Below are 13,412 nucleotides of genomic sequence, written 5' to 3'. Positions count from 1 at the left end.
ACGCCCCACTCGACGACATGACCCGCAAACAGCTGAGCTATCTCCGCGACGACCCGATGGAGACTCCCGAGGTACGGGACACCGCCGCTGCTCGGTTGAGCTGAGCGAACGCACCACCTGCAGAGCCACCCGTTGCGCTTCGTGACCGGCGGACTCCGGCCGCCCACGCCCGAACTCGGCTCGCCATCAACGCACTCTTCTGCCGCTGAGCGGATGCCGTGAATCTGCGGTGGACTGGGCGCCCGGCGGCGGTCGATTCGAATAGCCGCCGACGTGGTCGCCGCATCGTGGGGACAGCGGGCGCCCGCCGGTCGATGACAGGATCGGCCAATGCGGGTTCTCTTCGACGGCGAGGCTCCGGTCGCCTACGGGCAGATCTACGTGACGAGTCGTGAGCTGCCAGACATGGGCGGGGCGTTCGCTGGGCAAGCGAACGGCCTTTGCGGGGGAGGTCAGCCGGGGGCGCTGTTCCTGATGACCGGCACGCACTCTGGGCGGGTCCGGTTCACGATCGAGTTGCACGACGTTGAGCCGTCGGCCGCAGCGGAGGATTGGGAGGAGGTGGTGGAGGTGTCTTTTTTGCCGAGGGCCGCGGTGGTCGACCTGGTTCCGTGGGGCGACGGGTCACTCGCCCGGCTGCCGCTGACCCCCGTAGGGCAGGACCTCAGCCGGCTGCCGGTCTACCGCGTGCGGTACTGCGCCGTCGGCATGGACGAGGGGCGCGACCCGTTCGGCGGGCTCGACCCTGACGAGCTTGACGAGGGCGACTACACCTACATGGACCGACGGCCGGACCGCTACCTGCTGTGCTTGTGGCCGGAGGGCATAACGGGCGGCGGCCCGGGTGACGGCGTGACGCGCACCGACGCGATCCTGCGCCAGACCAGCGGCGCCGCCGCCTACTGGCACGCCTGGGCCTGCGCGTTGCCGCCCCCGCCGACCCTGTGGGAGCAGGTCGAGGCTGAGATGCTCAAGCGGTTGGAGCGGGAACGTCGCGACCAGGAGTACCGAAGGCGGGATGAGCTGCGGCGCTGGGGCGGGCGCCCGCCGAGTGAGCGACTCCGGCGGGTCCGCGGCAACATTTATGGCATCGCCTTGCTGGACCGAGACCTGGTCGACGGGGTGGCCGGGGTCGACGCAGTCATCCAGCGGCGGATCGCGATCTGGGCGGCGCGGCAAGCGTTCTCCGTCGCCGGCATTGCGCACCTCGACTGGATGGCGCCGGCGTGGGCGGCGCTGGATCGGGGCGTGCCGCTACCCGCCGAGTTCGCTGACACGACAGCGCTGCTGACGCGGATCCTGGGCGAGCCGGCCGTCACGTTCTCCTTGGTCTCGCTGCGACCGACGGGTCGGGGCCCGGCCGATCCGCTCCACACAGTTCTCGACGCTCCGGTGGATCCGGTCGCGATGGCGCTGCCGGCCCTGATGGCCGCTGGCGAGTCGGATCCGCTGCAGGCTGCGTTGGAGGCGCTGTGGGCGGCGGTCACCACCTACGCCGCTCGGCGGGCCGAGTTCCTGGCGGAAGTGCGGCGGGCCTTTCCGGTCGTCAACCAGCAAGGCCCGAACTGACCCCGTCAGGTACCGTGCCTCGGCCAGCACAGTCCGCGAATCTGCCGCGGGCTGTGCGTGCCCGGCACCTACGGTTGGTGCCGGCATCGGGGCACGCTTCGCAACCGCGGCAAGCGGGTGCTAGGCCGTGTTTCGTAGTACGTCGACTTGTCGCGCGGTTCCAGCTTGTCGACCAGCTGCAACGTCCCCGACGGCAGCTTGACCGGTCTCATCTCCACCGTTCCGCCTGGTGGCCTGCGCCTCGGCGCCTGCCGCGAACCGGCCTTCTGATGTTTGTCGGACCCTTCAGGCACCATGCCCGGCCATGGATGTACGACAGGAGTTTCGGGGCGCAGCCCGGGAAAAGGGCGTGCCGGTGGACGAGATCGAGCGCTGGGTGCGGCTAGCCCGACCACAGACGGAGCTGGTTCCGGAGGGCGACGGCCTGCCTGTGGCCGGTCGGTTCGGCGGTCTCGCGACGTTGCCGGAGGGCGAGGAGTGGCCTCCCGGGCAGTGTCTCGTATTGACGCTCGACCTTGCCGCCATCCCCTCGCACGGGCACGACCTTGACCTGCCGGCCGACGGGTCGCTGCTGTTCTTCGTCGAGCCGGACTTCACGCCCAATGACTGCCGGATCGTTCATGTGCCGGCCGGCACTCCGGTAACCGAGCACCCGAACCCCGGGGTGCCAGTCTTCGGTCCGATTCTGCTGCACGCTCGTGCCGGCTGGAGCCTTCCGGAGAACGAGCACGAGGTGCCGTTCGACCTTCGCTTGGGTGACGAGGTCGAGGAAGTGATCGGAGAGGTGATGTGGGACCTCGAGGACAACAATTACGAGTTTTCTCTCGGCGGTTACGGCGGCGCCAGCACCGGCGGCGCGGACAACCCCATCCTCAACGCAAACGAGCACACCGTGCTAGCCACCGTCTGGCTGGACGAGGGGCAGGTGGGTGACGCGTTCGGCGAGACGCTGATTGTAGTCAACTTCATGATCAAGCATGCGGATCTGGCCGAGCGCGCCTTCGACCGGATCTGGCTGATGACTGACTTCAACGGCTGACGCGGTCAGGACTCCGGCGTGGTCCCCGGCTCGGCGTCCACCGCGTCGCGGGCGGTTCGGCGCAGAGCGGCGACGCCCAGCCTGTGGTACTGGGTCGACCAGCAGACAACTGCGTCGGTACTAGGCTAGGCCGTGTCTCGTAGCGCCGTCGATGTTGCGGCGTGGCGGTTCGATAACTGAAGAGGTCTCCGGTATGTGGTTCAGCGACCAAGCCAGAACTTCACACCGGAGACCTCGTGCCGAGCGTAGCGGCAGCGAGGCGACACGACCTGACCGACTTGCAGTGGGCGGCGCTGGAGGCGTTGCTGCCCGCGGGAACGGGTCGTGATCGGCCACGCAGATGGACCATGCGAGTGATCATCGACGGGATCCGGTGGCGGGTCCGGACCGGCTCACCGTGGCGCGACGTGCCCACGGTATATCCGCCGTGGCAGACCTTGTACCGGTGGTTTCGCCGGTGGCAGCGCGACGGTGTCTGGGCACAGATCCTGGCCTTGTTGCAGGCCCGCGCGGACACGGCCGGATTGATCGGCTGGACGGTGAGCGTGGACTCGACCGTCGCCCGGGCCCACCAGCACGCCGCCGGGGCCCGCCGTGACGGCGACACACAGAAGCAGCCGCCCGGCGGTGTCCAGCAGGAGCCGGCCGATCACGGGCTCGGCCGATCCCGGGGGGCGGGTGGACCACCAAGACCCATCTGGCCTGTGAGCAGGGCCGCAAGCTGATGGCCGTGGTGGTGACCGCAGGCCAGCGCGGCGACAGCCCGCAGTTCATTCCCGTACTGGCCAAGGTGCATGTCACCCGGACCGGTGGCGGTCGGCCGCGCACCCGCCCGAACATCGTGCTGGCCGACAAGGCGTACACCTCCAAGGCCAACCGGGCCCACCTGCGCCAGCGAGGTATCCGGGCGTGTATCCCGAGCAAGACTGATCAGGACGCCCACCGCAAAGCCAAAGGCTCCAAAGGCGGGCGCCCGCCCACGTTCGACCCCGCCACCTGCCGCCTGCGGCACGCCGTCGAGTGCGGCATCAACCAGCTCAAACAGCATCGCGCCATGGCCACCAGGTACGACAAACTCGCCGTCCGCTACGAAGCCACCCTCACCATCGCAGCCATCAACCAATGGCTCCGAGCCCTACGAACACGGCCTAGGGGTACGACCGGGAGACGGCTGCGCAGATGATCGGCTGGTTGGATGACCTCATGCAGGCGGCTATCGAATGGCTCGAATACCGGCTGATCGACGGCGTCGTGGAGCGGTCGTTCCACGTCACCCGCACGACCGGCACCGTTCCGGGTGTACTCTGGCTGCCGTCTTCTTGGTCCACCCCGCGTCCACTGATTCTGCTGGGCCACGGAGGTAGCGGGCACAAGCGAAGCAGCCGGGTCGTCGAACTCGCCCGCTGGTTCGCGACACATTCCGGCCTCGCGGCGGTCGCGATCGACGGCCCCTGCCACGGCGATCGCGTGTCTACTCCGCTGTCGGCTGCAAAGTACCAAGCTCGCATCGCCGAAGCGGGGATCGAGGTTGTCCTCGACCGGATGGCAGAAGACTGGCAGGCGACCGTGGACGCCATCGCGGCTTCGGGACTCGCTGCCGTCGACCGGCTCGCATATCTCGGCATGTCCATGGGGACACGGTTCGGTCTGCCCGTAGCGGTCGCAATGGGCGACCGAATTCGGTGTTTGGTCTTCGGCAAGTTCGGCCTTCAGCAGGGGGCCACCATGCATCAAGGTATGGCCGCGCCGGAACGCGTCGCGAGCGATGCCCGGCGCATCACCGCCCCGGTCCTCTTCCACGTCCAGTGGCACGATGAGATTTTTCCCAGGGATGGTCAGCTGGCGCTGTTCGACGTGCTGGGATCAAAGGACAAGCAACTTGCTGGCTACGTCGGCACGCATGCGGAGACCGACCCCACGGCCACCGCTCTCTGGCGTGACTTTATCTGCCGCCATCTGGCCATCGCCAGTTGAGCCGTCGAGCCGACCCCAGAGCAAGATCGGCTATCCGGATCTGCCGCGATCCGCGCGCTACGCAAGGTGACGTCGGAGGCTGTCGGTCGGTGTCCGGAACTGCCGATGACCGCGCGTGCCTTGTCGGGATAGCGTTGGTGGCGTGACGGAGCCTGACTATAGCCCCGCGAAGATCACGGTCCTGGAGTTCGACGACTCCGTACGCAAGCGACCCGGTATGTATTTCGGGGTAGGCAGGGAGGATCCTCGTCTGGCGACTCGGGTGATTTGCGCGGTTGTGGGGCACGCGTTTCATCCGGCAACCAGGGTCGCCGCGAGCCACACGCCCGACGTCGTAGCGGAGATCACCGCTGATCTCATCTTCTCGGTGACCGACGACCAGGCGGACATCCTGACCGGCCGGGGCATGCCGAATCTCGGCTACAACGACTCGCTGCTTACCAGCGATCGCTGGTTGAGCGCTGCGGCGGCGGCCGTGAGTTCGCAGACCACCGTCGAAGTCTGGCGAGACGGCCACGGCTTTCGGCAGAGCCTCGTCGGCTTACGGCCGGTCGAGCCACCTGCGGAGTTCTCCGCTCCAGCCGGAGCCGGCACCCGTGTGGCCTTCATTCTCGATCCCGCCTACTTCGGCTCGGCCGCGATCACAACCGACATCGCCAGCCTCGACGTGCACTGCCCGGACTGCGCCAACACCACCGGGCCCGGCAAGGTCGTCATCCGAGACCGCAGGGAGCGGAGCCGCCCGAGCGAATACCGGTGTGCCTGACTTGGGCATCCGGATTTGCCGCGAAGCGCTCGCCACGGGTGGGGTTGAGAGCACTTGAGGGCCGGACGTACAGCCGAAATCGTGGCGACGACGGGGCAGCCGGACGCAACCGGGACCACTTTCGTGCGGCCATGAGACGACGCTCCACTGACTCCCTCGTCGTACTCCTAGCGCTCACCTTTGGTGGGTGCGCCGTGATGGACGACCAGGCCGGCTCGCCGGTGCCGGGTTGCAGCCTCCCGGCCGACGTTGACGGGCTGCTCGACGCGTACGCCGACGACCGGAACCCGGCTCTCCGTGATCACGATCGGCATCGACCCGCACAAGTCCTCCTTGACCGCTGTCGCCCTCGACGAGGCCGGTCACCTGCTGGCGACAAGGCGGATCACCGTCAACGCCGCCGCATACAAGACGCTGACCGACTGGGCCGCCCGCTGGCCGCAACGCCGCTTCGCTGTCGAAGGCGCCGCTGGGCTGGGGCGGGGCATCGCGCAACTACTGGCCGCCGCCAGCGAACACGTCGTCGACGTCCCCGCCACCCTGGCCGCTCGAGCGCGACTACTGGACACCGGCGGCACCCGCAAGACCGACGCGGCGGACGCCGCCAGCGTCGCCCACGCCGCCATGCGGCACCAGCGGTTGCGCCACGTCGTCGCCGAGGACCATCACACCCGGCTGCGGTTGCTCTCCGAACGCCGTGACGACCTGGCTCGCGAACGCGTCCGGCTACTCAACCGGCTTCACGTGCTGCTGCGTGATCTGATCCCCGGTGGCGCGGCGCTGGACCTCACCGCGGACAAGGCCGCCGCGCTGCTGCGCAACACCCGGCCGCTCACCGCCACCGACAGCTGCCGCCGCGACCTGGCTCGTGACCTGATCGCGGACCTACGCCACCTGGACCGGCGCCTGCACACCAACCAGGCCCAGATCCGGCAGGTACTGAGCGAGACGCACTCCACCATCACCGAAATCCGCGGCGTCGGGCACATTATCGCCGGGAAGATCCTCGGCCACGTCGGTGACGTCACCCGCTTCCCGACGGCCGATCACTTCGCCAGCTACGCCGGCACCTCGCCACTCGAGGCCTCCAGCGGCGAACGCCGCCGCCACCGGCTCAACCCCACCGGCAACCGGCAACTCAACACCGCCCTGCACACCATCGCGCTCGTCCAAGCCCGCGACGAAGGCCCTGGCCGCGTCTACTACCAACGCAAACTCAGCGAAGGAAAAACGCCCGCCGAAGCCCGACGCGCGCTCAAACGACGCCTCACCAACGTCCTTTACCGGCACCTCACCAAAGATCAACTCAAACTCGCCACCGGCACGGGTTGACACCCAGAGGCGCTCTTGAGCCTCTCTCCGCCGCGGTGACCGGCGGGGCGCACGCCAGATGAGAGCCACACCAACCTGCGGTGGGCAGCCGCGATGAGAGCGACCCCACCGGTCACCTCGACCAAGCCTGGCCGGGCTGCGGTCGTACCACCAGTCAATAGGTAGCATCGAGGTGAACTTCCCCGAACTGTGGATGCAGCAGCGAGACCTCGATGTGGACTGCGTGCTCTTCTCCACCTTCTCCGACGATCCGATCTTCGACACCATCGCCCGCGCCCATGCCGCGATGCACGGATACTGGGTCAGCATCGCCCTGCCCGCCCAATGCGCGCCGGCCACCCCGTCGGCGGTGATCGGCCCGCACGGCTACCCGTTGCGGCACGCCCGCGCCGATGGACCCGAGGTGATCTGCGTCGATTTGAACCACGCCGACCCGGCTCTCGACCTCGCGCTGCACAAGGCCCGGCCATGGCGAACTACCGCACGCGACGGCGACATCTATGCCGTACGCCGCGTCATCGATGCCCGCAGCACCAATCGCACCAGTCCTTGAGCCACCCCACCAGATCCGGCGGCTGCCTTCACGATGCGGGGGGCCGCCACCCGGCGGGCGGACACACGCCGACGGCCTCGCGAAGCATGTGGGTGTGACTGGCAGGGTCTGCTAATGCAACTGTCGTGTAATCGGGTGCCGGGCGCGTTCGTCGTCACGACTTGTGATCGGTTCCTGTGGTCCAGTCGGGGTCGATGCGGTGAAGTTGGGCGTCCTGGTGGTCGGCGAGGTGTGTCTGTAGGGGCAGGGAAACGAACCGGCAGACGAACTGCAGCTCGCTGTCTTGCCCGGTTCCGGTGACGGTGTGTTGCCAGCTGTCGGAGGTGTCGGCGGGGGCTTGGACGTGGAAGTAGGTGGTCCGCCGAGGTCGGCCCGTCTCGGGATGGGGCTTGTGCTCGATGGCGAGCTCGCTGACGACGGAGATGTCGGTCAGGCCGGTTTCCTCGGCGACTTCCCGCAGCACGGCGTCATGCAATGTCTCGCCGGGCTTGACACCGCCTGCGGGAATCTGGGTGCCGGCATCGGGGGTGCCCATGTGGTCGAAGACGAGCAGTTGCGGTCCGCTGCCGCTGTGCCGGATGACGTAGGCCGCGACACGGACGCGTGGGGTGGGATGCATCCGTGCATTGTGCTCGGCGCAGCGACCCGGAGGCGGTCAGCGGTCGGCGGTGGTCTCCTCCGGCGAGCTGTCCGCGACCCGAGGCCGCCGCCGAGCTGCGAGAGATGAAGCCCAGGGCCTGGCATCCACGGCGTCATCCGTGACGGCAGCGCATCACCGCCGCCTACTGGGTATCGGCTTCCAGCAGCGGCAGGATGCCGGTGATCGTCAGGACGCGGCGGATGTGGCCGGTGGGGTTGAGCAGGTGAGGGTGCCGCCGGCGTTGACGGCGTTCCGATGGGCGGCGACGAGAACGCTCAGGATCGTGGAGCCGAGGAAGGTCAGCCTGGCCACGTTGACGTCGACCACCGGTGGCGGGCGCTGATCGGCGGGCCGGTTCAGCTCCCCGGGCCCGCCGGTCACCTTCGCCATCGGGCCGCCTCTCCCCGTGCAGACCCTCGCGTGTCGGTGCTCTCTGCGATGCTTTCTTCACGTTTGGTGTTGAGGGTGAAGGGTGGTGGCGCGGCGGTGATGGGTCGGTCTCACGCGTTGTCCGGGGCGGTGGTTTGGTTGGGCGGCTGCGCCTTGGCGGCGGGCCTGGAGGCGCGGCCGGCGGTGGGAACGGTGGTGGTCGGCGCGGCTGTCACCGCGGGCGGGGCGTTGCTGCCGGACGTCGATCATCCCGGGTCGGTTATTGCCCGGTCGTTGGGTCCGGTGACCCGGCTAATCGCCCGGGGAACGGCGGCGGGAGCGGCGGCGCTGCGGACGGCGTCCTGCCGCTGCTGTACGGGCCGGGGCGGGCACCGGGCAGTCACGCACACCCTGCTGTTCGCGGTGGCCGCCGGCCTGCTGGTGTCGCTGCTGTGCTGGCTCGGTGGGGACATCGCCGCGGCGGTCGTCGCCGGGCTGGCCACGGCGCTGGCCACGCGCGGGGCGCTGCGCAAGCGCACCCGTGGGGCGTACGGAGCGGCGGCGGCCGGGCTGTTCGTCGGGTTGATGGCCGCGGCGCTGCCTGGGCCGGTCGCGGGGTGGTGGTGGGTGGGCCTGCCACTGGGACTGGGCTGCCTGGTCCACTCCCTCGGCGACGCGCTGACCTTCACCCGGGTGCCGCTACTGTGGCCGATCCGGATCCGGGGCTGCCGATGGGCGCCGCTGGGCATGTGGGCCCCGCTGCGCTTCCGCACCGGCTCTGCCGCCGAGCTGCTGCTGGTCGTGCCGGCCCTGATCCTGCTGGGCGCGGTCAGCGCGTGGACCCTGGTCACCTCGTAGCGGGCCATCAATTCGACCGGTGACTCTTCGGGTTCGCCGATGTTGTCACCGCCCCGTGATATCCATGCATACCGTTAGGTAGCGAGTCGATCACGGAGGCGTCATGCCGTTCGTCAGTCCGCACAAGCGCGGCGGGAAGCCGGTACGCGGCTACTACCGCGTGAACTCGGTCTGGAACTTCTGGTTCGGACTGATCCTGATGTTGTTCTTCTTCGCCTACGTCAGCAAGCACCAGTAGCACTCGCCAGGGCGACCGGGACCCCTGCGACGGGCGCACCCAGCCGTCGCCGCTCGTAGGGGTGTAAGGGTTCCGTGGGCGAGTGTGAGGACCAACGCCCCGCCGAGCATGGCTGTTTCGCGCGCGTTCTGTGGTTCGCACGTGCGCACCGCACCCGGATCCTCATGATCGGGCAGGTCAGAGCACCCTTGCGATTTTCATTCTGCGGCGCGTTCCTGCCCATGCTTCTGTGCCGCTCGTGGTCTTCTTCGCCTTCCAGCGCTACTTCGTGCAGGGCGTCCTCGCCGGGTCAGTCAAGTAGCGGGAGGCGGATCATGGGATGCGCGCCGAGCACGACGAAGGGGCGCGTCCCAGCGCCCGGAACCCGAGGCCGGGAACCGGGACCGGGGTGGGGTCCGCCCCGTCGACCCCACCCCGGGCGCCCGCCGTTCGGCGAATCCGTCGGCTGCCCGAGGTGCGCCGGTCACCCGAGGCGATCGGCCAGCCCGCATCTCGTGCGTGCGGCTTCGGCGGTAGTGCGCCTTGTGCCGGATCTGCCTCGCGGGCGTGGCCGCCACTTACCGGGAAGGAGCCGGTGATGAGGCCGTTGGAACTGCTCAGTGCCAGGGCGGAGGCGCTTCTCATCTCCGCGCTCCAACCGTCGGAGGATCCGACGCCCGAACAGATCCGGCAGGCGGTGCTGGACAGCCTCAGCCGGCACCGGGCGGCCGGTTGCGCAGCACTCGTCGCGAGGGAGTACGGCGACCATCCGTTCGAGGCGGTCGGTCGCATGCGCTGGGCCGTGGCCGCCGTCCGAGCGGCGTACCAGCTGGTCGGGCCGTCGGCCTGACCGCGGACGTCCGGCGTCCGCACGCATGGCTCCCGGCGTCCGCGCCGCGCCCCGACGACCTTTCGCCTTCAGCGGTAAATGAGGCGGGATCCCCGGCCGTTCACGGTCGGAACGCCGCCACGGACCTGGGCGCTTCTGGTTCTCAATGTTCCTCTTGACCACGTCCAGTGGGGCATTAGCACCACCCGCCGGTCCCGCCTGCACGCCACGAGCCCGGAGCGCAGCAGTGCCGGTCGACGGGTCGACCCAGCCGGAGCCGGCGCGGACCAAGGCGCGTCCGTATATCCCAAGATGTCCGACTAGGGCGTGTCCTGTGAATCAGGGCTGGCTCCGAGAATCCCCTCGGTGATGCCCGGCAGAGCTTGGTTGAGGACAGCGGGCTGGGGTGGCCGGGTGATCAGAGAGATCGTGACCTGGCCCGGTACCGGGGAGGGCAAGAGCTGGTCGCCGGGATTGGCCCACCAGCGGGCTGCCAGGAGCGGCACGAGAGCCGGAGTCTGGCGGTGGCAGGCGATACGGAGGGTGGCCTCGATGGTGGGGCCGAGCTGTGGTGCGGCTCCGAGGGCGGAGAGCTTGGCTCGGACAGTCTCACCGGCCAGGTCGATCGTGGAATAGAGCACCGTCTGACCTGCCAGCGGCCGCTTTCCTTTCCGCGGGGGTGCTGCTCCTTCGGGCAGGACCAGGACCAGGGGCGAGACCCCAAGGAGCGTGCGCTGCAGCCCGCGGGGCAGGCTGGTCTGCTCGGCGATCGAGATGATCGCGGCGTCCAGCAGGCCGTCATGGATCTGCTGAACCAGCACCGGCCCGTGGTCGACCTCGGGATGGACCGTCACGCCGGGCAGCTCGACGTCCAGGGCGGTGAACACGATCGGAGCAAGGGCCTGGATCGTGCCGACGGCCAGAGAAGGCGCGTCGGTGGTGGCCGCCAGGACCTGGTCGGGCAGCGCATCGATCTCGGCCAGCAGGCGGGCAGCCTGACGGGCCAGTTCCCTCCCGACCGGGGTAGGCCGAGCCCCTGTCGTGTCACGCTCGAACAACCGGGTCCCGAGCCGACGTTCCAGGGCCGCCAACCGACGGGACGCCGACGGCTGCGTGGTCAGCAACTCCTTCGCGGCCGCACCGACCGAGCCATGGCGGGCGACGGCCTCAGCCAGCGTCAGGTCCTCGATGCTCAGGCGGGAGGTCATGCCCCCAGTGTATGAGCAGGACTCGCCGGGTGTTCTCTACCTGCGGTGACGTTGCCCGCGCAGGATCGAGGACGTGAGAGGATCTCTGCTGCTGCTGACCGTGATCACGTTCGTGACCTGGATCGGGACCCGCATGACCGCGGTTGCCCTGCCCCTGGTCGCACTGGCCGAGACTGGCGAGTTCTGGGCCACCGGGCTGGTCGGTGGGATGGCCGGCCTGCCCCTGCTGACGGTGGGGTGGTGGGGCCGGGGACTGCGTGACCGGCTGATCTCTGGACGGGCCCTGGCAGCGGTGATGGCCGTGAGCGCTGCCGGTCTGGCCGTCGTGCCGGTGGCGGCACTGGCTGGGCAGGTCGGCGTGTTCGCGTTGTGCGCCTCCGGGTTGGTGACCGGAGCGGCGGGCGCGCTGCTGGGGCCGGCACAACGGGCCTTGGTTGCCGACCTTGCCGACGTGCACGTGGCCCAGGGCGGCCAGGCAGGTTCGGCTCGTTGGTTGGCCTGGCAGGACCTGGCCCACCGGGTCTCAATGATCCTCGCCCCGCCCGCCGGGGCCTGGCTCGTCGTCGCGTGGGACGCGCAGCCTCTGCTGTGGTGCGAGGCCCTCGTCGTCGCTCTGGCGGCCGTGGTGATGCTCGCGGTACCCGCAGCCCACCGGCACGAGCCGACCCCGGAGGGCGAGACGCCCGAGGGTGTTTCTGCGTTGGACGTGGTGCGGTCTCACCCTCAGGTCGCCGCGGGGGTCCTCATGGCCGGGGTCGGCGGGGTCTGCTGGTTCGGGTTCAGCCTGGGCCTGGCCGTTCTCGGCGTCGAGCACGGCCAACCCGGCGCGTTGATCGCTGCCGGGATGAGCGGGTACGGGACCGCCTCCGTGATCACCTCGCTCCTGGTCCCGCTGGTCATCGACCGCTTGCCGCGGGTGCCGCTGATGGTGGTCTCCTGGTCCGCGCTCGGGGCCACGTTCGTCCTACTCCCCACGGCGGCGCCGAGCCTGGCCGTCATCGCCGCGCTGGCAGCGGTGGGTGGGGCGGCCATGCCGTGGGGGATCGCGGCCCTGAACGCTCTGATCAGCGAACAGACCACCGGGGCCGAACGCAGGGCGGCGTTCACCGTGCAGACCGTCCTGCACTCGGGCGGGTCCTCCCTGGGCCTGCTCGTCGGCGGCGCGCTCATCGGGTGGGCCGGGACCGGCCCTGTCCTGGTCGCTACCGGCCTCGCCCAGGTGCTGGCCGCAGCAGGCGGGGCACTGTGGGCCTGGAAGGCCCGCGACAAGGCCATCGCGGGGCAGGAGCGTTGGCGGGTACAGCGCGGGACCGTGGCAAAACGCGCACGCACCAGTTCCTGAGGCACGTTGATTCGCAGGACACGCTCTAATAGTGCTTTGTTAGGTTGGGACGAGTTGGTGGCAGAGGGGGCAGAACCCGAGCCAGGTCGCGAGTAGGTACTGCAGTTGCCGCAGGACGGCGTAGAGGCTCAGGTCTGCCCCGTTGCTTTTGGGGATGCTGTCCGTAGTTGGGTGAGGAACAGTTGGGCGGCTGCGGCGAGGGTGACGTGGCGGTGCCAGCCGATCCAGGATCGTCCTTCGAAGTGGTCAAGCCCGAGGGCGGTTTTGAGTTCGCGGTAGTCGTGCTCGACGCGCCAGCGGCTCTTGGCCAGGCGGACCAGCTCGGTCAGGGGTGTGTCGGCGGGCAGGTCGGACAGCCAGTAGTCGCTGGGTTCGTCCTGGCCGGGAGGCCATTGCACGAGCAGCCAGCATTCGGGCAGGACACCGTCGTCGCCGCACTGTGGTCCGCGGCGGATCACCCGGCCGGCGGGACGCACCCGCAGGGCGAAGAAGTGCCCGGACAGTTCACCGGCGGGCTGGTCAGGGCTGCGGTCGGGTGCGGGTAGCCGGGCCCGCCAGCGCACCGGACTTGTCGCGTCGGCGCCGTGGGCGAGGGCGAGGTCCTTCAGGCTGCGGGCCGGGTGGGGGTATTTCGGTGTGGGGTACTTACCGACGCCGGCGTAGGGGACCTCGACGGGTTGGGCGTCGCCGGGTTGAGCGGTGGTGGACGACGTGGT

The 13,412-nt window shown here is 69.3% G+C and carries 15 protein-coding genes; 11 read left to right on the top strand and 4 right to left on the bottom strand.

All coding sequences use genetic code 11. The features are described from left to right. The first annotated feature begins 330 nt into the window (after positions 1–330). The 7 genes from AB0G13_RS30620 to AB0G13_RS30590 all read left to right on the top strand — a co-directional run bounded on the left by AB0G13_RS30620 (position 331) and on the right by AB0G13_RS30590 (position 7,233). A complete protein-coding gene (locus AB0G13_RS30620) occupies positions 331–1,569 on the top strand; it encodes a hypothetical protein (RefSeq protein WP_357881841.1) in 1,239 nt (412 codons plus the stop codon). A gap of 304 nt (positions 1,570–1,873) precedes the next feature. Further along, positions 1,874–2,608 carry a DUF1963 domain-containing protein gene (locus AB0G13_RS30615; RefSeq protein WP_357881838.1) on the top strand — a complete coding sequence of 245 codons (735 nt, stop codon included), beginning with the start codon at positions 1,874–1,876 and terminating at the stop codon, positions 2,606–2,608. A gap of 236 nt (positions 2,609–2,844) precedes the next feature. Further along, positions 2,845–3,791, top strand: a protein-coding gene (locus AB0G13_RS30610; RefSeq protein ID WP_357881835.1) for an IS5 family transposase whose coding sequence is annotated in 2 segments (ribosomal slippage) — positions 2,845–3,279 and positions 3,282–3,791 — 945 coding nt in all. Because the reading frame shifts where the segments join, the coding sequence is not laid out codon by codon here. Next, positions 3,788–4,582 carry a dienelactone hydrolase family protein gene (locus AB0G13_RS30605; RefSeq protein WP_357881832.1) on the top strand — a complete coding sequence of 265 codons (795 nt, stop codon included), beginning with the start codon at positions 3,788–3,790 and terminating at the stop codon, positions 4,580–4,582. The genes AB0G13_RS30610 and AB0G13_RS30605 overlap by 4 nt, the downstream gene beginning before the upstream one ends. A 142-nt stretch (positions 4,583–4,724) precedes the next feature. Then, positions 4,725–5,348, top strand: a complete 624-nt coding sequence (locus tag AB0G13_RS30600; RefSeq protein ID WP_357881829.1) for a hypothetical protein — start codon at positions 4,725–4,727, stop codon at positions 5,346–5,348. Between the two features lie 297 nt (positions 5,349–5,645). Further along, entirely contained in the window at positions 5,646–6,680 is a 1,035-nt protein-coding gene (locus AB0G13_RS30595) for an IS110 family transposase (RefSeq protein WP_357881825.1), read from the top strand. Positions 6,681–6,852: 172 nt separating this feature from the next. Then, a complete protein-coding gene (locus AB0G13_RS30590; protein WP_357881822.1) occupies positions 6,853–7,233 on the top strand; it encodes a hypothetical protein in 381 nt (126 codons plus the stop codon). 154 nt (positions 7,234–7,387) lie between these two features. Here AB0G13_RS30590 and AB0G13_RS30585 read toward each other — a convergent pair whose 3' ends face one another. Then, positions 7,388–7,852, bottom strand: a complete 465-nt coding sequence (locus AB0G13_RS30585) for an NUDIX domain-containing protein (protein WP_357881819.1) — start codon at positions 7,850–7,852, stop codon at positions 7,388–7,390. Between the two features lie 207 nt (positions 7,853–8,059). After that, positions 8,060–8,263, bottom strand: a complete 204-nt coding sequence (locus AB0G13_RS30580; RefSeq protein ID WP_357881817.1) for a hypothetical protein — start codon at positions 8,261–8,263, stop codon at positions 8,060–8,062. Positions 8,264–8,311: 48 nt separating this feature from the next. Here AB0G13_RS30580 and AB0G13_RS30575 point away from each other — a divergent pair, with 48 nt between their 5' ends. From AB0G13_RS30575 to AB0G13_RS30565, 3 genes are all read left to right on the top strand, one after another. Next, the gene (locus AB0G13_RS30575) at positions 8,312–9,100 is read left to right on the top strand and encodes a metal-dependent hydrolase (RefSeq protein WP_357881814.1); all 789 of its coding nucleotides are present in this window, start codon (positions 8,312–8,314) and stop codon (positions 9,098–9,100) included. A 103-nt stretch (positions 9,101–9,203) separates the two neighbouring features. Then, a complete protein-coding gene (locus tag AB0G13_RS30570; RefSeq protein WP_255421091.1) occupies positions 9,204–9,338 on the top strand; it encodes a hypothetical protein in 135 nt (44 codons plus the stop codon). Positions 9,339–9,915: 577 nt separating this feature from the next. After that, positions 9,916–10,167 carry a hypothetical protein gene (locus tag AB0G13_RS30565; protein WP_357881811.1) on the top strand — a complete coding sequence of 84 codons (252 nt, stop codon included), beginning with the start codon at positions 9,916–9,918 and terminating at the stop codon, positions 10,165–10,167. Between the two features lie 299 nt (positions 10,168–10,466). On the opposite strand, the gene AB0G13_RS30560 is transcribed toward AB0G13_RS30565, so the two are convergent. Continuing rightward, positions 10,467–11,354 (bottom strand): LysR family transcriptional regulator, encoded by an 888-nt coding sequence (locus AB0G13_RS30560; RefSeq protein ID WP_357881808.1) that lies wholly within the window; start codon positions 11,352–11,354, stop codon positions 10,467–10,469. Positions 11,355–11,427: 73 nt separating this feature from the next. Between AB0G13_RS30560 and AB0G13_RS30555 the strand changes: the two genes are divergently transcribed. Beyond that, the gene (locus AB0G13_RS30555) at positions 11,428–12,696 is read left to right on the top strand and encodes an MFS transporter (RefSeq protein WP_357881805.1); all 1,269 of its coding nucleotides are present in this window, start codon (positions 11,428–11,430) and stop codon (positions 12,694–12,696) included. Positions 12,697–12,824: 128 nt separating this feature from the next. Here the strand turns inward: AB0G13_RS30555 and AB0G13_RS30550 are convergent. After that, on the bottom strand, positions 12,825–13,412 hold a 588-nt coding region (locus AB0G13_RS30550; RefSeq protein ID WP_357881802.1), incomplete at its 5' end, for a transposase.

The sequence above is a fragment of the Micromonospora sp. NPDC023633 genome (assembly GCF_040640035.1).
Taxonomy (GTDB): Bacteria; Actinomycetota; Actinomycetes; order Mycobacteriales; family Micromonosporaceae; genus Micromonospora.
The sequence above is the reverse complement of the archived record's forward strand: the minus strand, read 5'-3'. Positions and strand labels throughout refer to the sequence as shown.

Bases quoted from the DNA above. Each gene is read 5' to 3' on its own strand.
- AB0G13_RS30620 (WP_357881841.1), top strand. From the start codon at position 331: ATGCGGGTTCTCTTCGACGGCGAGGCTCCGGTCGCCTACGGGCAGATC.
- AB0G13_RS30615 (WP_357881838.1), top strand. From the start codon at position 1,874: ATGGATGTACGACAGGAGTTTCGGGGCGCAGCCCGGGAAAAGGGCGTG.
- AB0G13_RS30605 (WP_357881832.1), top strand. From the start codon at position 3,788: ATGATCGGCTGGTTGGATGACCTCATGCAGGCGGCTATCGAATGGCTC.
- AB0G13_RS30585 (WP_357881819.1), bottom strand. From the start codon at position 7,852: ATGCATCCCACCCCACGCGTCCGTGTCGCGGCCTACGTCATCCGGCAC.
- AB0G13_RS30580 (WP_357881817.1), bottom strand. From the start codon at position 8,263: ATGGCGAAGGTGACCGGCGGGCCCGGGGAGCTGAACCGGCCCGCCGAT.
- AB0G13_RS30575 (WP_357881814.1), top strand. From the start codon at position 8,312: ATGCTTTCTTCACGTTTGGTGTTGAGGGTGAAGGGTGGTGGCGCGGCG.
- AB0G13_RS30570 (WP_255421091.1), top strand. From the start codon at position 9,204: ATGCCGTTCGTCAGTCCGCACAAGCGCGGCGGGAAGCCGGTACGCGGC.
- AB0G13_RS30565 (WP_357881811.1), top strand. From the start codon at position 9,916: ATGAGGCCGTTGGAACTGCTCAGTGCCAGGGCGGAGGCGCTTCTCATC.
- AB0G13_RS30560 (WP_357881808.1), bottom strand. From the start codon at position 11,354: ATGACCTCCCGCCTGAGCATCGAGGACCTGACGCTGGCTGAGGCCGTC.